Consider the following 17,506-nt stretch of genomic DNA (forward strand, 5'->3'; position numbering starts at 1 on the left):
CTCAAATTTTTCAGATTGTTGATGAACTGTTGTATCTTAATGCTCTCTCTCGGAGGAAGAGCGTTGAGATTGTTTTGAAAGCGCAAAGGTAACTTGCGAAACTTGAAATATTTAATTATTCCTTGAAAAACAATTGTATTATGAAAAACAGATTTTTATGTTTATTATTTGTAGTTTGCACTGTCATTTCTGCCCGTGCAAACAGTACCGATTCTTTGGCTTTGACTCCTCCTATGGGGTGGAATAGTTGGAATTGCTTCAGTTGTAACATTAATGAAAAACAGATTCGTGAGATTGCAGACTTGATGGTGTCTACCGGCATGAAGGATGCAGGATATGAGTATCTCAATATAGATGATTGTTGGCAGGTAGGCCGGGATAATGAAGGAAACATTCTGGTTGATGAAAAGAATTTTCCTTCCGGCATCAAGGCTTTGGCAGATTACATACACTCCAAAGGACTTAAATTCGGTATTTATTCATGTGCGGGAACGCTGACTTGTGCCGGACGACCGGGAAGCCGTGGCTATCAGTTTCAGGATGCACGCACTTATGCGGAATGGGGAGTGGATTATTTGAAGTATGACTGGTGTTTTGATGAAGGCCAGAATCCTCAAGCTGCCTACAAAACAATGAGTGATGCCCTGAAGGCTTCCGGGCGTCCTATCGTATTCTCTATTTGCGAGTGGGGAAACAGCCAGCCTTGGACATGGGCAAAAGGCATCGGACATCTTTGGAGGACTACCGGTGACATTATCAATGCTTTTAAAGGTATTAATTATTGGGGAGGATGCGGTGTCGTAGAAATCATTGACAAGAATGCCGACTTGCACAAATACGCCGGACCGGGACATTGGAACGACCCGGACATGCTTCAGGTGGGTAATGGTGTGCTGACGATGGAAGAGAATCGCTCTCATTTCACGATGTGGTGTATGCTTGCTGCCCCTTTGCTCGCGGGTAATGATATTCGTAAAATGGACAAGGAGACACTTGGAATTTTGACAAATAAAGAAGTGATTGCAGTAAATCAGGACAAGCTTGGCAAACAAGGTGGACGATACATGAAAGTGGGTGAGCATGAAATTTGGGTGAAGCAGTTGTCCAATGGTGAAGCCGCAGTATGTTTCTTTAACCGCGATGAACAACCCTGGAATGTGGAAACCGTTTTGCAGAAAGAAAACCTCTCTTTTGCAGATGTCCGCTTCTGGGAGAAAGAATACAAAGTACGCGACTTATGGAAACATAAGGACATCGGAAGTACCAAGGATAAGATGCAGTTTGATATTCCTGCACACGGTGTCGTGTTGCTGAAGTTGACTCCTAAACAGTAATGATAGATTTAGAAACCATTAATAAAAAAATATGAAGAACATGCATTATGCATCTGTGAAGTGGATTTGCTTTCTGCTTTTCGTGGTAGTAGGAAAGGTGGCGATGGCCGAAGGTATCACTTCGCCTGATGGAAATCTCCGTCTTGAGTTTACCGTAAATGCTTTGGGAGAGCCGGTCTATCAGTTGTTTTACAAAGAGAAAGCCGTGGTTAATCCATCGAAACTGGGCTTGGAATTGGTGGGTGACCCGGGCTTGATGAATGGTTTTACACTTGTGGAAGCCGGGGCTTCAACTTTCGATGAAACATGGAAACCTGTGTGGGGAGAAGTGTCGCAGATACGGAATCATTACAATGAGCTGGCTGTGACGTTGGACCAGAAGGAGCAGAACCGCCATATCGTTATCCGTTTCCGTCTTTACGATGACGGTTTGGGATTCCGTTATGAGTTTCCTTTACAAAGAACTCTGCACTATTTTACGGTAAAAGAGGAGTATACCCAGTTTGCCATGACCGGAGACCATACCGCTTTCTGGATTCCCGGTGACTATGACACGCAGGAGTATGACTATACAGAGTCCCGTTTGTCCGAAATTCGCGGTTTAATGGATAAGGCGGTGACGGTGAATGCTTCCCAGTTCGTTTTCTCGCCCACGGGTGTGCAAACCTCCTTGCAGATGAGGACGGACGATGGTCTATACATCAACTTGCATGAAGCGGCTTTGGTGGACTATTCTTGTATGCATCTCAATCTGGATGAAAAGAACTTGGTTTTTGAATCGTGGTTGACCCCGGATGTTTTGGGAAACAAGGCATATATGCAAGCTCCCGGGAAGACTCCGTGGCGTACCATCATGGTGAGCGATGACGCCCGTGATATGCTTGCCTCCAAACTTACCTTGAACCTGAACGAACCTTGTGCCTATGAAGATGTTTCGTGGATTAAACCGGTGAAGTATGTAGGCGTATGGTGGGAGATGATTACCGGTCAGAAGTCGTGGAGTTATACAGATGAACTGATTGCCATGCGTTTTGGAGAAAACGACTATACGAAAATCAAGCCGAACGGTCGGCATGGAGCCACTAATGAAAGAGTGAAACGCTATATAGATTTTGCCGCCGAACATGGTTTCGACCAAGTATTGGTAGAAGGCTGGAATGAAGGATGGGAAAGCTGGGGTGGAAGTTCGCGCGATTTTGTGTTCGACTTTGTGACTGCCTATCCCGACTTTGACGTAAAGATGCTGAATGCCTATGCACACAGTAAAGGGGTCAGGCTGATGATGCATCATGAGTCTTCTGCTTCGGTACGCAATTATGAACGTCATCTGGACAAAGCCTATCAGTTTATGGCGGATAATGGCTATAACTCTGTAAAGAGTGGTTATGTGGGCGATATAATTCCTCGCGGAGAACATCACTATGGACAATGGATGAACAATCATTACCTCTATGCCATACAAAAAGCTGCCGAATATAAGATTTGTGTGAATGCGCACGAGGCAGTACGTCCTACAGGTTTGTGCCGCACCTATCCCAACTTGATTGGCAATGAATCAGCCCGTGGCACGGAATTCGAGCCTTATGACGGCAACAAGCCTTCCCACACTACTGTGCTCCCCTTCACTCGCTTGATAGGTGGTCCGATGGATTATACCCCGGGCATCTTTGACATTTATCTGAATTTTATGAATCATGACAATCACGGGCAGATTCATTCCACGCTGGCAAAGCAACTGGCATTATACGTCACCCTCTACAGCCCACTGCAGATGGCTGCCGATTTGCCGGAGAATTATGAACCCCATTTGGATGCTTTCCAGTTCATCAAGGACGTAGCAGTAGACTGGGACGACAGTAAGTACCTTGAAGCGGAGCCGGGAGACTATATTACCGTGGCCCGTAAAGCCAAGGGTACGGAGAATTGGTTTGTGGGAGGCATCACCGATGAGCATGCACGCACTTCAGCTTTTGTTCTCGACTTCCTGGAGCCGGGCAAGCAGTACATAGCCACGCTTTATGCCGATGCCAAAGATGCTGATTTTGAAAAAAATGCTACCGCTTATCAGATTAAGAAGGGCATCGTGACGAGCAAGAACAAGATGAATGTGAAGCTGGCACGTAGCGGTGGATTTGCCTTGAGCCTGATAGAAGCTACACCGGAAAATATGGAAGGAGTGAAGAAATGGAAATAAGTTGATTGTTAGATACCATTTTTTATCATTGCTAAAACAAGAATGCCTCTGAAAACACTGAAACAGAAGATACTGTTAGTCCTCTTGCTATTTTGGCGCGAAAGGTGAATCATAAAGGAACGCTTTTTGTCGAGTTGCCATCCTCTGTTTGATGTGACGGGCACTTTCAATAATCCGGGACCGCTGGGCGGGTATCTTGTTGTGGGACTGGTTGTTGCTGTTTTATTGTATGCTTTCTCTTTTGAAAAGGAATACATGTTCTATCAGGCGGATTATTTCAGAAATCATCCTCAATTCGCTTTTCTGGATGTAGCTGACAACGTGACTTATCCCTATAATGAACTGTTGCATATTGCAGTGGAAACCGGAATGTGCGGGCTTGTATTGTTCCTGCTGGTGGTGTCACCGTTTGTCTTTTCTGATGAAAGGACATTGAAAGCCGCATTGGCTGCTTGGCTGATATTCGCCATGTTTTCATATCCGGTCAATGTGGTACCACTTATGATGGACTTTGCATTGTTCATAGAATTGCGTCGTGGCAAAACAGTGTCTGTTCTGGATATAAACAGAATTTTTTGTGGAATTGCTGTTGTTCCTCTTATGGGGTTATTGGCGGTGTGTGGCCATGTAATGTTGTTTTTAATGTGAAAAAAGAGTTGTACTTCGTTGGGTTCTACTTTAAACATGCGATTTTTATTCCACTCCATGCATCATCTTCTGTAATTTCTTTGAAAGCAGGAAGAGGATAAGCGATGCCGTGGCAGACATGACGACGAACACCATGAAGAAATCGTACATTGTCTCGATGCGATAACCCAGCAGCGTCTTTACCTTTCCGGCTTCGGGGTAGAGCCCGCTCAGCGTGCCTGCAAACTTATTGGCAGTGGCGGTGGAGAGGTACCATATCCCCATCATCAGCGAGGCGAAGCGGATGGGCGTGAGCTTGTTCACCATGGAGAGTCCGATGGGCGAGAGGCAGATTTCGCCCATGGTATGGATGAAGTAGAGCCCCGTCAGCCAAATGAGACTCACCTTGATGCCCGGCTGAACATCTTTCACCCCAAAGCAGATGACGAGATAGCCCAGTGAAAGCAGTAGCAGGCCGATGGCTTGCTTGGTGGGCGAGGCGGGCTCCATGCCCCGTTTGCCCAGGGCGCCCCATACGCCCGGCATGATGGCGGCAAGTATCACCACAAAGAAGGGGTTGAAGGACTGAATCCAGGAGGCGGGCATTTCCCACCCCAGGATGACGCGGTCGGTCTGCTCGGAGGCGAAAAGCGTGAGCGAGGCGCCTGCCTGCTCGTAGGCCGCCCAGAAGAAAATGACGAAGAAGGCGATGATGTAGATGACGAAGATGCGGTCGCGCTCCGTCTTGGTGAGTGAGCCTTCCAGCAGGATGCTGACGGGAAACACGATGCAGGCGGTGAAGATGCCGATGCTTATCCAATCGCTCCCGAAACACCAGTAGAAGAAACCGGCAAGCGCGATGGCAAGCAGGGCGAGCAGCAGGTAGTTGCGCATGGGCCGTCCGTTGGCGTGGGCACTCTTCCGGGCGGTGTTGTCTGCCTGGGGCCGCTCCTTGCGGGCGTCGGGGATAATGCCGAGGGGCTTGCCATCGGGGCCGATGAGGTACTTGTTTTTCTGGGTTTCGAAGAGGACGACCGTCAGCACGGTGACGATGGCGGCAATGAGGAAGCCCCATCGGAAGTCGTGAGGGTTGCCCGTCTCGCCAAAATAGCCGCAGACCAGCGGGGCGAGGAAGGAACCCACGTTGACACCCATATAGAAGATGGTGTAGGCGGAATCCAGCCGTTTGTCACCCGGCTCGTAGAGCTGCCCCACCAGGGAGGAGACGGTGGGCTTGAAGCAGCCGTTGCCCAATATAAGGAAAGTCAGTCCGCCGTACATCAGCCAATGCGAAAGCTCACGCGCCTCCAGCATCGAGGCACTGGCAAACATCAGGAACTGGCCGACTGCCATCATCATGGCCCCCCAGAAGACGGAACGGCGGATGCCCCAGTATTTGTCGGCGATGTAGCCGCCGATTAAGGGTGTCAGGTACACCAGTCCGGTGTAGCTGCCGTAGATGGAGGCGGCGTGCTCCTTGTCGAAAAGGAGTGCCTGGGTGAGGAACAGAATGAAGATGGCACGCATGCCGTAGTAGCTGAAACGCTCTGCCGTGCTGGTGGCGAAGATAAGGTAAAGACCTTTCGGGTGTCGGGATGTACTCATTGAATATGCTTTTATTGTTTTGGCTTTTATTATATGTTGAGGGTACAAAATTAGTCATTATTTTGCGTAAGTTAATGGGTATAATTAGAAACTTGCCGACAAGCCTGCGGGAACTTGCCGACAAGCTTGTGCAAACTTATCCGTAAGCCTACGCAAACTTAAAACAGAATTTCTGTTTCTGTAAATAAAGCTTTTGTTTATAGAAATAGAGCTTTTGTTTCTAAGAATAAAGGCTTTGTTCTAAGAATCCTTTGCATTGAAGACAACTTTTCCTTACGGAGCAGATATTTTTTCCCGGGGGGCAAAGCAACTTGATAAAAAACGTCTTCTCTTTGTACAGTTGAAATCAAAGCCCTATCTTTGCTCTACGATTTTAAGATAATCCTATTATGAAGATATTTCCTACTACAAGCATCAAGCAACTGGATGCAGATACCATAGAGAATGAACCGATTGCCTCCATCGACTTGATGGAACGTGCCTCACGCGCATTGGCCCGTGCCATTGCCGAGCGTTGGGAGCCGGACACGCCGCTCACCGTTTTTGCCGGACCGGGGAACAACGGTGGCGATGCGCTTGCCCTGGCGCGACTGCTGGCCGGGAAGGGCTACCGGCTCGAGGTGTATCTCTTCAATACGAAAGGGACGCTTTCGCCGGACTGCGAGACGAACAAGGAGCGGCTGGCCGACGTGCCGGGTGTGGACTTCCACGAAGTGACCACCCAGTTTGTACCTCCCGTGCTGACGGCAGACCATGTGGTGATAGACGGTCTCTTCGGCAGCGGTTTGAACAAGGCTCTGAGCGGCGGTTTTGCAGCCGTAGTGAAGTACATCAACGCTTCGCCCGCCACGGTGGTGTCCATCGATATCCCATCGGGACTGATGGGTGAGGACAATACCTACAACGTACATACGAATATCGTCCGTGCCCATCTGACGCTGAGCCTGCAATTGCCGAAACTGGCATTTCTCTTTGCCGAGAACGAGCCGTATGTGGGCGAATGGCAGTTACTGGACATCGGACTCAGCGAGGATGTCATCCATGACATGGAAACGGACTTCTGCCTGCTGGAGCATGAAGATGTGTCTGCCCTGCTGAAGCCGCGCAGCCGGTTTGCCCATAAGGGGAACTTCGGCCGTGCACTGCTGATAGCCGGTTCGCAGGGAATGGCGGGAGCTTCGGTGCTGGCTGCGCGTGCTTGTCTGCGTTCGGGGGTGGGGCTGCTGACGGTGCATGTGCCGTTCTGCAACAACTTCATTGTGCAGACTTCCGTGCCCGAAGCCATGACGGAGCTGGACATCAGCGACACCTGCTTTGCCGCCGCTACTGATACGGACGATTACCAGGCCGTGGCGATAGGTCCGGGACTGGGAAAGGCGGCAGAGACCGAGGCGGCTCTGCTGGAGCAGATAGAGACATGCCAGACTCCGATGGTGGTGGATGCCGATGCCCTGAACTTGCTGGGCGAGAAGCGTAACTATATAGGGCGTCTGCCCAAAGGGAGTATTCTGACTCCGCACCCCAAGGAGCTGGAGCGTCTTGTAGGCAAATGCCAGAATTCGTACGAACGCCTGATGAAGGCTCGCGAGCTGGCGAAGAGCGCCGGAGTGCACATCATCTTGAAAGGTGCTTATTCTGCCATTGTCACTCCTGCCAGGAAGTGCTTTTTCAACCCTACCGGCAATCCGGGTATGGCAACGGGAGGCAGCGGTGATGTGCTGACGGGAGTAGTGCTTGCCCTGCTTGCCCAGGGCTATGAGCCGGAGAAGGCTGCTTGCCTGGCCACGTATGTGCACGGACTGGCGGGAGATGTTGCCTGCAAGAAGCAGGGGGTAGTGGGGATGACGGCAGGGGATATTGCTGCCTGCCTGCCGCTAGCGTGGAAGATGCTGGAAGAATAAGGAGAGAAGTGTAATTTGGATGGCTTGTCATGTCAACAGAAATAAGATATTTTGAAAACAGAAAAGATTGGCGGAAGTGGCTGGCTGACAATTTCGATACTGCCGATGGAGTCTGGTTTGTGTTTCCTACTAAATCTTCAAGCGAGAAAAGTATTATATACAATGATGCTGTTGAAGAGGCCCTTTGTTTCGGGTGGATTGACAGCACGATAAAGTCACTTGACAAAGAACATAAAATTCAGCGTTTCACGCCCAGAAATCCTAAAAGCACCTATTCGCAAGCCAACAAAGAAAGGTTGAAATGGTTGCTGGAGCATAAAATGATACATCCTGAATTTGAGGATAAAATACGAACTGTCTTGTCGGTTCCTTTTGTTTTTCCAAATGATATAATCGGCAGATTGAAAGAGGATGAAAGAATATGGAAGAATTATCAGAGTTTCTCTGACCCCTATAAACGTATCCGAATCGCATACATTGAAGCGGCGAGGAAACGACCGGAAGAATTTGAAAGGCGATTAAACAACTTTATCTGTAAAACGAAAGAAAACAAAATAATAATAGGGTTCGGCGGGATTGAAAAATACTATTAACGCTAATTCTTTTCCACTTATTTCCCTCTTGTCGTAATGTGGAAGCATCCTTGCTTCAACTCGTACTTGATGTAGCATTTGTCGGCTTTCCGCAGGTCACGGAGCACTTCCGAAAGAACCAGTTTCAAGGTATCTGCGCTGACGTCCTGCAAGGGGCGTCCATCCTCGTCTTCTATTTTCTGGAAGCGCTTCCAACTGACATCGAATGTCGTTCCGTAGAAATGTGCCGAGTTTGGAGAAGCATTGCCGTTGCGGCGGCGCAGGCGTTTTACGTCGTCTTGGGTGCGGAGTACGGAAGTCACAATTATCTTGTTTGGATTCAGCCCCTTGGCGGTCAGTGAATCAAGGAAGTTGTGTCCGATGGTGTCCAGCAGGCTGGCGGCGCCCGGAATGAGATAAGGGATGGAATGCGTCAGTGAATCCACGGCATAGAGCTCGTTTGTCGTGATAGGTTGCAGTTGCTCTCTCATCTTTTCTGCTTCCTCGCGGGATGAAAGTACACGTATGCCGATGGCTTGGGCTACATTGAGATGTTTCTCATTCAAGTCTCCGAACGAGCGCTTGTAGCTGACAACACCCCGAATGTTGCGCGGTTCGTTCAACTTGAGCGACATGTCCTTCTTCTTACAGCCGGCAAAGGTGAATGTTGCGGCAGCTGCGACAATTATCAGTATAGGTAGGATTCTGGAAGAATATCTCATCTTATAAATGTACTATGTCTGTGAAAAATCTGCGTTAATCTGTGTAATCTGTGGTGAAAACCTTGCAAAGATAATTCAAACCTTCTTAAGTTTGCACTATCTTTGCACACAAAAAAGACCGTGCAACGATATTTTATATACCTGGCTTATGATGGCACCGCTTATCACGGCTGGCAAATCCAGCCGAATGGAGCGAGTGTGCAGGAGTGTTTGATGAAGGCGCTGAGTACCTTGCTGCGTCGCGAGGTGGAAGTCGTGGGAGCGGGGCGTACCGATGCCGGGGTGCATGCCTCACTGATGGTAGCTCACTTTGACAGTGATTCTCCTCTGGACACTGTTTTTATGACGGATAAGCTGAATCGTCTGCTTCCTCCCGATATTTCCGTATACCGCTTGCGGGCCGTGAAGCCCGATGCACATGCCCGCTTTGATGCTACGGCGCGGATGTATAAGTATTACGTCACTACTGCCAAGATGCCTTTCAATCGTCAATACCGTTGCCGTCTGTTCCAAACACCGGACTTTGAACGGATGAATGAGGCTGCCCAAACCTTGTTTGACTATACGGACTTTACCAGCTTCAGCAAACTTCATACGGATGTCAAAACCAATAATTGCAAGATTATGCATGCCGCCTGGACCCGGGTAGACGATGTGACCTGGGTGTTCACCATCCAGGCCGACCGGTTCCTGCGGAACATGGTACGCGCCATTGTCGGTACTTTGCTCGAAGTGGGTCGCGGAAAACTTTCTGTTGAGGGTTTCCGACGCGTCATCGAACAGAAGGACCGTTGTCAGGCAGGAACCTCCGTTCCCGGAAATGCATTGTTTCTAGTGGATGTAGCCTATCCGGAAACTACTTTTTTAGAATAAAAGAGGGATGCACTACAAAAACGTACCCCCCTCCTTTTAATTTTTAATTCTTAATTTTTAATTAACTCTATGTGGTTATTGCTTGCTTTCCTCTCTGCTGCCTTATTGGGATTTTACGATGTCTTCAAGAAGAAGTCGCTTCGTGACAATGCCGTACTGCCGGTACTTTTCCTGAACACGCTGTTCTCGAGCCTGATATTTCTTCCTTTCATTCTGGTATCTGCCTTTGCGCCGTCGGTGTTGGGAGGTACGATGTTTGATGTTCCCGTGGTGGGGTGGGAGGTGCATAAGTTTATTGTTGTCAAGTCGTTTATCGTGCTCTCTTCCTGGATATTCGGTTATTTCGGGATGAAGCATCTGCCGCTGACCATCGTGGGACCGATTAATGCGACGCGCCCCGTGATGGTGCTTGTAGGTGCCATGCTTGTGTTTGGCGAACGCTTGAACCTTTATCAATGGATTGGCGTGATGCTTGCCATAGTATCCTTTTTCATGCTGAGCCGTTCGGGCAAGAAGGAGGGAATCGACTTCAAGCATAACAAATGGATTCTTTTCATCGTGCTGGCTGCCGTTGCTGGAGCTGTCAGTGGGCTGTATGACAAATATCTGATGAAGCAGCTCAATCCGATGCTGGTGCAGTCGTGGTATAATGTCTACCAAGTCTTTATCATGTGCCCCATTATCTTGCTGTTGTGGTACCCCAAGCGAAAAGAAAGTACCCCGTTTCGTTGGGACTGGACCATTATCTGTATCTCCATTTTCCTTTGTGCGGCAGACTTTGTCTATTTTTATGCCCTGAGCTATGAGGACTCCATGATTTCCATCGTTTCGATGGTGCGTCGTGGAAGCGTTGTTGTTTCCTTCCTTTTCGGTGCGCTTTTCTTCCGTGAAAAGAATTTAAAAAGCAAGGCTGTCGACCTCATTTTGGTGTTGATTGGAATGTTCTTCCTATATTTGGGGAGTAAATAAACAAGAGATATATGGCAGAAGACCTATATATAAATGCTGGTAGCAAGACAGAGAAATATCGCGCTTTGCTTCCTCAACTGAAAAATCTGCTGGCAGGTGAAGATGACTTGATAGCCAATCTGGCGAATGTTTCGGCGGCGCTGAAAGAGACTTTCCATTTCTTTTGGGTAGGCTTCTATTTGGTGAAGGGTGAAGAATTGGTGTTAGGACCTTTCCAGGGACCGATAGCTTGTACGCGCATCAGGAAAGGCCGTGGTGTTTGCGGCACGGCATGGGATAAAGACGAGACGTTGGTTGTGCCCGATGTGGATGCATTTCCCGGACATATAGCCTGCAGCTCGCTGTCGCGTTCGGAGATCGTGGTTCCGCTGAAGCGTGAGGACGGTGAAGTGTGGGGAGTATTGGATATTGACAGTGACGATTTGGGCGGTTTTGATGAAACAGATGCCCGTTTCCTTGAAGAAATGATTAAAATGTTATGATAAGAAAACTGAGTGCTTTTTTGATTTTGGCTTTCATCGGATGGGGGTATTTGCAGGCCCAGGAAGCCAAGACGTGTTTTAAGAATATGCCGGATTCTATATGTCCGTTGCTTAGTGCCGTGAACCGTGCGGATTTTATAGACTTTCTGGAAAGTAAGATGAAAGCTGAGGTGACCAACAGCTTTGGTGGTAAATCGGAAATGACGGAACTTGCCCCGGATTATATACATGTGAAGATGACTCCCCAGAGCTCGTGGCAGATGAAGCTCTTGCCTGTCAACGACAGCACGAAAGTGGTTTGTGTGGTATCTACGGTTTGTGCTCCGGCTTGCGACAGCCATGTCAAGTTCTATACGACAGACTGGAAGGAGCTGGTTGCTTCGTCCTACCTGCCGGCATTGCCCGTTCTGGATGATTTTATCGCTGAGGCCGCGGATACGGTGGATGTCTATGAGTATCAGGATGCCCGTCGCCAGGCCGACATGCTGCTGATGAAAGCGGACCTTTCTGCGAAGGATGCCACGTTGGCATTCACTTTTACCACGACCGATTACATGGGTAAAGAAGCGGCGGAGAAACTGAAACCGTTTGTCCGCCGTCCTATTGTTTATACTTGGAATCAAGGGAAGTTCGAGAAATCCTCTACTTCACTTTGATTCTGTCGAATCCCTCTCCATAGACTCCGATGACTGCACTTTGTGATACAAAGGCATTGGGGTCTATGTCTTTTATGAGCCGGAAAATGATGGTGGACTCCCGCTTCTTGGCCAGCACGAACAGCATTTTTATCTCTTTTCCCGTATAGAAGCCCGAGGCGTTGATGACCGTTGCACCTCTGTGAGGATATACCTGGATGTGCTTGGCTATCTCCTCATATTTATCGCTGATGATGAAGAATTGTACGGACTGGCGGGCACTGTTCACCACTTGGTCGAGCACGAAGCTGCATATGTATAGAGTGACGTAGCCATACACCACCTTTTCCCAATCTTTTAGAACAAAGTAACTGGACGAGATGATGATAAGGTCACATATCAACATGACTCTGCCCAGCGTGATGTCGCGGTACTTGTTGATTACGGCGGCAATGATGTCCGTGCCGCCAGTACTGCCGTTGTTGGAAAAGGCGATGCCGATGCCGCTACCGCAGAAGGAGGCACCGATGACACAAGCCATGAAAGGCTGGTCGTGCAGGAGGACAACACCCTCGGTCAGTTTCTGGATAATGGAAAGGAAAAAGGTCAGGGTGAATACGGCAAAGATTGTCTTTACGCTGAACTTCCATCCCAACACACGTAGAGCAAGCAATAGAAGCAGGAAGTTGATGGCGAAGTACGTATATTGGACGGGAAATCCAGTGGCAAAATATACGATGGATGCAATGCCCGGTACGCCACCGGTAGTAATATCGTTGGGAAGCAGGAAGACTGTCCAGCCGATACCGTACAAGACCATGCCTAAGGCAATCATCAGATAATCCCGCAGTTCGCGCATGGTGTTCTGTCGGGAGGGAACGTTTACTATTGTTTTCATTATAATTTTATGTGGTTGTGAAAATGCGGTGCAAAGATACTGCTTATTTAGGGTATAATGTTGAAAAAAAATGCGGATTTTTGCAACCAAACTTTATCTTTCTGCGTCTAATAAATAAAAAGAGGAGATTATGAATATGAAAATGAATTTTTCCATGGACGAGATTCGTCTTAAAGTAGAGGAGTATATAAAGAAAGGTGGCCGGGCAGCCGGTCGTCCCGTACTGACTGCTTATTATGTACTGACTGCAGATTCTACTCCGGAGAGTGAAAAGACAAATATCATGATTGCTTTGGTGGCCATTGTATTTCCTACCAGTATAGAAGACCTTTTGGGACAAGTCTTTATGGTAGGGAAGGGATTTGCCGCAGTTTATGCTTATAAGAAAGTGAAGAAATACATCACTCCACAGATAAAAGACAAGGTTGAAGCTAAATTGGATGAGTGGTTCCATGAGAATGTGACGGAGGTGGTGGAGCCACTTTATCTGGAATGATAATGCACCACAGATTACACAGATTTACACAGATTAATTTATCTCAAGGATTTTTATCTGTGCAAATCTGTGTAATCTGTGGTGGCCCCTTTACCGTTTCTTGCTCAAGAAGCGTCTGGCCAGATATTTCCGTACCGGTTCATCATAGAATTTCAGGCATAGATAAGCCAATAATATGTTCCATGCGTAAACACACAAGGCAACCTGCCAAGTCTGCTCCAACGTGAAGAGCTGGTTCTTGATGAGCCATGCATAGAACAAGTACATAAATGGATAATGTATCACATAGACTGGATAGGATATATCTCCCAGGAACTTGCATATCTGGGTCGATTTTTTATCCGTTGTGGTACCGGAAGCTCCTAACCAGACGAGAACCGGAAAAGCGATGATTACACAGAACGCTTCATAAATGCCATTTGTACAGACCGGTGTTGCACCTTCCAAGTAGGGCACTGAAAACAAGGTAACCAATGCAATGGCACATATCCAGAAAGCACCTTTCACCTTGATAGGCTTGAAGTTGCGCGACAAAAGCATGCCCATGGAGAAAGGAAAAAGCATCCTCAGCAATCCGCCGCCAAAGTTTATTCCGTCCAGTGTCCAGCCTACCCCCATATTTCCGTATCCGGAGATGTCGAAAATGGCGAATGATGCCAATGCCACTCCCAGCAATATTGTCAGTACGGCAAGGGCTTTGTTTGATAAGCGGTGGATAAACAAGGCATAAAGGATGTTGCCTAAATATTCAAAAAACAAGGACCAACATGGACCATTCAAAGGAAACATTTCGCCATTACCACGGACTTCATAACCTGCACCTGGCATTGCGGGAATAAAAAATATAGTGCAAAGAAGGGACAGCATAATCATGGAGAGGGCAATATGTGTTCCGTCCCATTGTACGCATCCTTGAAGACAGAAAGTAATGGCACCCAGGACAGCTCCCATAATGACCATCGGATGGAGACGTATCAGGCGCCGTTTAAAGAAGTTTTTCATTGTGAGGTTCCTGCCCCAACGGTCGTCATAAGCATACCCGATAACGAATCCCGATAGTATAAAGAAGAAATCTACAGCTAAATAGCCGTGGTTGAAGGTTTCGATAATGCTACCACCGGCAAAAGCATAGCCTTCGAATATATGATACCATATAACCATCAAGGCTGCTACGCCACGGAGCCCGTCGAGAAGGTCATAATGTGCTTTGGTGTCTGAAAAGGCAGAAGATGAAATGTGCGACATCTGTTTTTTTTCTGTTGTTTGGTTAATGTTTTCGGATCTCAAAGATACGCCATGCGAAGCGAAGTTCTTTTGCTTAAAAGCAAAAAAGAACGGCAATCTTCTATTTTTTTGCGCGTACCCGGCTGAGAGTATAGATGGAAATACCCAGGAAGGCTGCCACATATTTTAGCTTCACCCGATTTATCAGTCTGGGGTAACGGCGGTTAAATTGTTCATACCGCTCTTTGGGAGGCAGTTGGAGCCTTTCCACAAACATATGACTGAGCTCTTTGTTTACGTTCTGATGCAGTATTCTGCCCCAGTTGGCTATATCAATATATGTTTCGTAGAGAGCATTTAACTTGTCTATGTGGATGACGTAGATTTTGCAGTCCGAAAGAGTTTCAATGCTTTCTACTGACGGCTGCTGATAGTACAGTGAATCCATTCCGAAGGTTACATCACCTTCCTGGCTGAACCAAGTGGTGGTATCTTGTCCGTCGTGATGAAATACGGAACGGGTGACCCCTTCCTCAATGAAATAAACCAAACGGTCTGTCACTCCTGCTTGTACTATATAAGTTCCTTTAGGGTAGTGTCTTACCTGCATATTCATCAGCAATGCCTGAAGAGCTTCTTCGGAAACCGGATAAATCTGCCTGATTTTATGAATGATGTTGTTCATTGGAGGGGAGCTTTTTATTCGTTTACAAACTTACATAATTTTATTAACTAAAACTGAACTTTGATATACAAATGTGTGCGTTGCCTTATAAGCGTTTATGGTATAATGGAATTTTTTTTGTAAAAGAGATGTTTGTTCTTTGAATATTGTATCTTTGTAGAAAACAGTAGCGTATGAATAAAATATTGGTAACATTATTGGCTCTAATCGGAGGTAGCTGCATTTCATTCGCACAGATGGAGACTGGAAGAGTTTCCGATACAGCTGAGGATACATTGAGAATAGAAAATGAAATTGTCGCTGTTGATACCGGATTTTACCAGTCAGTAGTCCGCTATGATACGGTGCGCTATAATTTGAAAATGCAGAGTGTTTACAAAAAGGCTTTTCAACTAAAGAATGATGTTTTTGTGGAAAAGATGAAAGAGCCGTGGTTAGATGATATTCTCAGAAATATCTTATTTAAATAACCATGAATTTGTGCTTTGCGTCATTCGGTTGACTTCCTGGTTTAACTCACTCGGTTAAACCACACTAAATTCAGCATTCTCTAAAAACAAAAATCAGATAGAAATCTTGCGATAACTATCTGATTTTCAGAAGAGCGGAAGACGGGGCTCAAACCCGCGACCCTCAGCTTGGAAGGCTAATGCTCTATCAACTGAGCTACTTCCGCAATTTTTTGTGGGCAAAGATGGATTCGAACCACCGAAGGCGTAAGCCAGCAGATTTACAGTCTGCCCCATTTGGCCACTCTGGTATTTGCCCTTTTGCACTTAAGATTCTATCTCAATTCTCTCATTGAGTAGGTTTGTTTCTCAATTGCGGTGCAAAGATACGACTATTTTTGTAAACTCCAAGCAAAATCTATCATTTTTATTGCAGTAATTGCACATTCGTCTCCTTTATTACCCAGCTTGCCACCGGCGCGGTCTTCTGCTTGCTCCATAGTATTGGTAGTAATTAATCCGTAAATTACTGGTACATCGCCACTTGCGTTTAATTGGGTAATTCCTTGGGTAGCACCCATGCAAACATAGTCAAAATGTGGAGTATCTCCTCTGACTACACAACCAATTGCAATAACTGCATCGACTTCGCTGTATTCGATAAGTTGGTTGGCGCCGAAAGTCAGTTCAAAACTGCCGGGTACTGTTTTTACCAGAATATTTTCATCTTTGGCTCCATGTTTTTTTAAGGTGTCTATGGCACCTTTTAGGAGAGCGCCGGTAATATTATAATTCCACTCAGATACAACGATGCCGAATTTCATTTTTTCCGCGCTGGGTACAGAACTGAAATCGTAGTCTGAAAGATTGTGATAAGCTGTTGCCATAAATAAGGAATTAAGAATTAATAATTGAAAATTAAAGGGAGAGGAGAGATAAAAGAGGCACGGACTACACGGATTCACGGCTATTGTGTCTTTCCGTGTTTTCCGTGTAATCCGTGCCTGAGATATTTTTATAATAAGGTATATTACTTCTTCAATAGTTTGGCTTGTTCGATATACTTATCGATATCCATTGCCTGGTATGAACGGAAGTATTTATCCTTGATAGTGGTATACGCCTGGATTGCATCGTCATACTTACCTTGCTTTACCAGGATTTCTCCAGCTTGCAGCAGGTAGATGGGGCTGAGGGAGTTGTTGTCGGCTTCGTTGGCGGCTTTCAGCAGCATGGAAGCGGCTTTGTCCAGTTGGCCGAGCTGCGCATAGCAGTTACCCATAGCACCTTTCATGGCAGGAGCTACCATTTGGTCGTCTCCGTCAAAGCTGTCCAATGCTTTCACTGCTTCGTCATATTTACCGAGGTGTGCATAGCAGAGACCCATATAGGCTTTTGCAAGATTGGCTGCTTTTGTGCCGCTGTATTCGTCTGCCACTTTTACAAATCCGGCAAAACCGATGCTATCACCGTTCAGTGCTTGTGCATAAGCGTCTGCTTCGAAGTATTCTTGCCCTTTGAATAAGGCAGCTTGTGCTTTTTCTTCACGGGGGTCTGCATAAAGGTTCTTGTACATCACTACACCGGCAATGATGATGATTACTGCTACTACAGCGCCGATGATTGCTTTTTTGTTCTTAATGAAAAAGGCCTCCGATTGTGTCAGTGCATCCTCCACGTTTAAGGCTTCATTCGTCTTTTTTTGTTCTGCCATTTTTATATAATCTTTTTGTTATTATTCTTATTTATCTATTTCGACCCGCAAAAGTAAGTTTTTTATAGCTATCAACGAAATTTAGCGGCATCTTTTTTTGTTTTGTATCAGAAAACACCGAAATTA

The 17,506-nt window shown here is 46.8% G+C and carries 18 protein-coding genes and 2 tRNA genes; 11 read left to right on the top strand and 9 right to left on the bottom strand.

Annotated features, from left to right (window positions below; all coding sequences use genetic code 11):
- Window positions 1-140 precede the first annotated feature (140 nt).
- The 3 genes from DWZ67_RS13915 to DWZ67_RS13925 all read left to right on the top strand — a co-directional run bounded on the left by DWZ67_RS13915 (window position 141) and on the right by DWZ67_RS13925 (window position 4,176).
- On the top strand, window positions 141-1,334 hold the full coding sequence (locus tag DWZ67_RS13915; protein WP_005835417.1) for a glycoside hydrolase family 27 protein: 1,194 nt from the start codon (window positions 141-143) through the stop codon (window positions 1,332-1,334).
- A 31-nt stretch (window positions 1,335-1,365) separates the two neighbouring features.
- Window positions 1,366-3,528: a glycoside hydrolase family 97 protein gene (locus DWZ67_RS13920; protein WP_009037087.1), complete on the top strand. Its 2,163-nt coding sequence runs from the start codon at window positions 1,366-1,368 to the stop codon at window positions 3,526-3,528.
- 126 nt (window positions 3,529-3,654) lie between these two features.
- Window positions 3,655-4,176 (top strand): hypothetical protein, encoded by a 522-nt coding sequence (locus DWZ67_RS13925; RefSeq protein WP_009037086.1) that lies wholly within the window; start codon window positions 3,655-3,657, stop codon window positions 4,174-4,176.
- A gap of 45 nt (window positions 4,177-4,221) precedes the next feature.
- Here the strand turns inward: DWZ67_RS13925 and DWZ67_RS13930 are convergent, their stop codons facing one another.
- Window positions 4,222-5,760 carry a peptide MFS transporter gene (locus DWZ67_RS13930; RefSeq protein WP_005835421.1) on the bottom strand — a complete coding sequence of 513 codons (1,539 nt, stop codon included), beginning with the start codon at window positions 5,758-5,760 and terminating at the stop codon, window positions 4,222-4,224.
- Window positions 5,761-6,149: 389 nt separating this feature from the next.
- Here DWZ67_RS13930 and DWZ67_RS13935 point away from each other — a divergent pair, with 389 nt between their 5' ends.
- Together DWZ67_RS13935 and DWZ67_RS13940 are read left to right on the top strand one after the other, a co-directional pair.
- Window positions 6,150-7,661: an NAD(P)H-hydrate dehydratase gene (locus tag DWZ67_RS13935; RefSeq protein ID WP_120139104.1), complete on the top strand. Its 1,512-nt coding sequence runs from the start codon at window positions 6,150-6,152 to the stop codon at window positions 7,659-7,661.
- Between the two features lie 29 nt (window positions 7,662-7,690).
- Window positions 7,691-8,254, top strand: coding sequence for a YdeI/OmpD-associated family protein (locus tag DWZ67_RS13940; RefSeq protein ID WP_120139106.1), 564 nt, complete (start codon window positions 7,691-7,693; stop codon window positions 8,252-8,254).
- 17 nt (window positions 8,255-8,271) lie between these two features.
- Here the strand turns inward: DWZ67_RS13940 and DWZ67_RS13945 are convergent, their stop codons facing one another.
- Entirely contained in the window at window positions 8,272-8,955 is a 684-nt protein-coding gene (locus tag DWZ67_RS13945; protein WP_087332972.1) for a DUF5715 family protein, read from the bottom strand.
- Window positions 8,956-9,075: 120 nt separating this feature from the next.
- Between DWZ67_RS13945 and truA the strand changes: the two genes are divergently transcribed.
- The 4 genes from truA (at window position 9,076) to DWZ67_RS13965 (ending at window position 11,935) form a co-directional block, all read left to right on the top strand.
- On the top strand, window positions 9,076-9,828 hold the full coding sequence (gene truA / locus DWZ67_RS13950) for a tRNA pseudouridine(38-40) synthase TruA (RefSeq protein WP_034523355.1): 753 nt from the start codon (window positions 9,076-9,078) through the stop codon (window positions 9,826-9,828).
- 69 nt (window positions 9,829-9,897) lie between these two features.
- A complete protein-coding gene (locus DWZ67_RS13955; RefSeq protein WP_005823661.1) occupies window positions 9,898-10,797 on the top strand; it encodes a DMT family transporter in 900 nt (299 codons plus the stop codon).
- Window positions 10,798-10,808: 11 nt separating this feature from the next.
- Window positions 10,809-11,279 (top strand): GAF domain-containing protein, encoded by a 471-nt coding sequence (locus tag DWZ67_RS13960; RefSeq protein ID WP_005835425.1) that lies wholly within the window; start codon window positions 10,809-10,811, stop codon window positions 11,277-11,279.
- Entirely contained in the window at window positions 11,276-11,935 is a 660-nt protein-coding gene (locus DWZ67_RS13965) for a DUF3256 family protein (RefSeq protein WP_035449988.1), read from the top strand. Before DWZ67_RS13960 ends, DWZ67_RS13965 begins: the two co-directional genes overlap by 4 nt.
- Here the strand turns inward: DWZ67_RS13965 and DWZ67_RS13970 are convergent.
- Complete coding sequence (locus DWZ67_RS13970) at window positions 11,922-12,812, bottom strand: YitT family protein (protein WP_005823655.1); 891 nt, start codon at window positions 12,810-12,812, stop codon at window positions 11,922-11,924. The genes DWZ67_RS13965 and DWZ67_RS13970 overlap by 14 nt on opposite strands.
- Before the next feature lie 130 nt (window positions 12,813-12,942).
- On the opposite strand from DWZ67_RS13970, the gene DWZ67_RS13975 reads away from it, so the two are divergent.
- A complete protein-coding gene (locus tag DWZ67_RS13975) occupies window positions 12,943-13,308 on the top strand; it encodes a hypothetical protein (protein WP_117749655.1) in 366 nt (121 codons plus the stop codon).
- A gap of 90 nt (window positions 13,309-13,398) precedes the next feature.
- On the opposite strand, the gene DWZ67_RS13980 is transcribed toward DWZ67_RS13975, so the two are convergent.
- Window positions 13,399-14,553: an acyltransferase family protein gene (locus DWZ67_RS13980; protein WP_117749700.1), complete on the bottom strand. Its 1,155-nt coding sequence runs from the start codon at window positions 14,551-14,553 to the stop codon at window positions 13,399-13,401.
- 100 nt (window positions 14,554-14,653) lie between these two features.
- Window positions 14,654-15,217 (bottom strand): Crp/Fnr family transcriptional regulator, encoded by a 564-nt coding sequence (locus DWZ67_RS13985; RefSeq protein ID WP_005823628.1) that lies wholly within the window; start codon window positions 15,215-15,217, stop codon window positions 14,654-14,656.
- 173 nt (window positions 15,218-15,390) lie between these two features.
- Here DWZ67_RS13985 and DWZ67_RS13990 point away from each other — a divergent pair, with 173 nt between their 5' ends.
- Window positions 15,391-15,687: a hypothetical protein gene (locus DWZ67_RS13990; protein ID WP_005823625.1), complete on the top strand. Its 297-nt coding sequence runs from the start codon at window positions 15,391-15,393 to the stop codon at window positions 15,685-15,687.
- A 133-nt stretch (window positions 15,688-15,820) separates the two neighbouring features.
- Here the strand turns inward: DWZ67_RS13990 and DWZ67_RS13995 are convergent.
- The 4 genes from DWZ67_RS13995 to DWZ67_RS14010 all read right to left on the bottom strand — a co-directional run bounded on the left by DWZ67_RS13995 (window position 15,821) and on the right by DWZ67_RS14010 (window position 17,380).
- Window positions 15,821-15,893 (bottom strand) — tRNA-Gly (locus DWZ67_RS13995).
- A gap of 9 nt (window positions 15,894-15,902) precedes the next feature.
- Window positions 15,903-15,985, bottom strand: a tRNA-Tyr gene (locus DWZ67_RS14000).
- 73 nt (window positions 15,986-16,058) lie between these two features.
- A complete protein-coding gene (ribH, locus tag DWZ67_RS14005) occupies window positions 16,059-16,553 on the bottom strand; it encodes a 6,7-dimethyl-8-ribityllumazine synthase (protein ID WP_005823623.1) in 495 nt (164 codons plus the stop codon).
- A gap of 143 nt (window positions 16,554-16,696) precedes the next feature.
- Window positions 16,697-17,380, bottom strand: a complete 684-nt coding sequence (locus DWZ67_RS14010; RefSeq protein ID WP_057282025.1) for a tetratricopeptide repeat protein — start codon at window positions 17,378-17,380, stop codon at window positions 16,697-16,699.
- Window positions 17,381-17,506: the final 126 nt, after the last annotated feature.

This window comes from Bacteroides sp. AF34-31BH, from assembly GCF_003602795.1.
Classification (GTDB): domain Bacteria; phylum Bacteroidota; class Bacteroidia; order Bacteroidales; family Bacteroidaceae; genus Bacteroides; species Bacteroides uniformis.

What these genes read in the sequence shown, in the direction of transcription:
- DWZ67_RS13915 (WP_005835417.1), top strand. Translation starts at nt 141, where the DNA reads ATGAAAAACAGATTTTTATGTTTATTATTTGTAGTTTGCACTGTCATT.
- DWZ67_RS13920 (WP_009037087.1), top strand. Translation starts at nt 1,366, where the DNA reads ATGAAGAACATGCATTATGCATCTGTGAAGTGGATTTGCTTTCTGCTT.
- DWZ67_RS13930 (WP_005835421.1), bottom strand. Translation starts at nt 5,760, where the DNA reads ATGAGTACATCCCGACACCCGAAAGGTCTTTACCTTATCTTCGCCACC.
- DWZ67_RS13935 (WP_120139104.1), top strand. Translation starts at nt 6,150, where the DNA reads ATGAAGATATTTCCTACTACAAGCATCAAGCAACTGGATGCAGATACC.
- DWZ67_RS13940 (WP_120139106.1), top strand. Translation starts at nt 7,691, where the DNA reads ATGTCAACAGAAATAAGATATTTTGAAAACAGAAAAGATTGGCGGAAG.
- DWZ67_RS13945 (WP_087332972.1), bottom strand. Translation starts at nt 8,955, where the DNA reads ATGAGATATTCTTCCAGAATCCTACCTATACTGATAATTGTCGCAGCT.
- DWZ67_RS13955 (WP_005823661.1), top strand. Translation starts at nt 9,898, where the DNA reads ATGTGGTTATTGCTTGCTTTCCTCTCTGCTGCCTTATTGGGATTTTAC.
- DWZ67_RS13960 (WP_005835425.1), top strand. Translation starts at nt 10,809, where the DNA reads ATGGCAGAAGACCTATATATAAATGCTGGTAGCAAGACAGAGAAATAT.
- DWZ67_RS13965 (WP_035449988.1), top strand. Translation starts at nt 11,276, where the DNA reads ATGATAAGAAAACTGAGTGCTTTTTTGATTTTGGCTTTCATCGGATGG.
- DWZ67_RS13970 (WP_005823655.1), bottom strand. Translation starts at nt 12,812, where the DNA reads ATGAAAACAATAGTAAACGTTCCCTCCCGACAGAACACCATGCGCGAA.
- DWZ67_RS13975 (WP_117749655.1), top strand. Translation starts at nt 12,943, where the DNA reads ATGAATATGAAAATGAATTTTTCCATGGACGAGATTCGTCTTAAAGTA.
- DWZ67_RS13980 (WP_117749700.1), bottom strand. Translation starts at nt 14,553, where the DNA reads ATGTCGCACATTTCATCTTCTGCCTTTTCAGACACCAAAGCACATTAT.
- DWZ67_RS13985 (WP_005823628.1), bottom strand. Translation starts at nt 15,217, where the DNA reads ATGAACAACATCATTCATAAAATCAGGCAGATTTATCCGGTTTCCGAA.
- DWZ67_RS13990 (WP_005823625.1), top strand. Translation starts at nt 15,391, where the DNA reads ATGAATAAAATATTGGTAACATTATTGGCTCTAATCGGAGGTAGCTGC.
- ribH (WP_005823623.1), bottom strand. Translation starts at nt 16,553, where the DNA reads ATGGCAACAGCTTATCACAATCTTTCAGACTACGATTTCAGTTCTGTA.
- DWZ67_RS14010 (WP_057282025.1), bottom strand. Translation starts at nt 17,380, where the DNA reads ATGGCAGAACAAAAAAAGACGAATGAAGCCTTAAACGTGGAGGATGCA.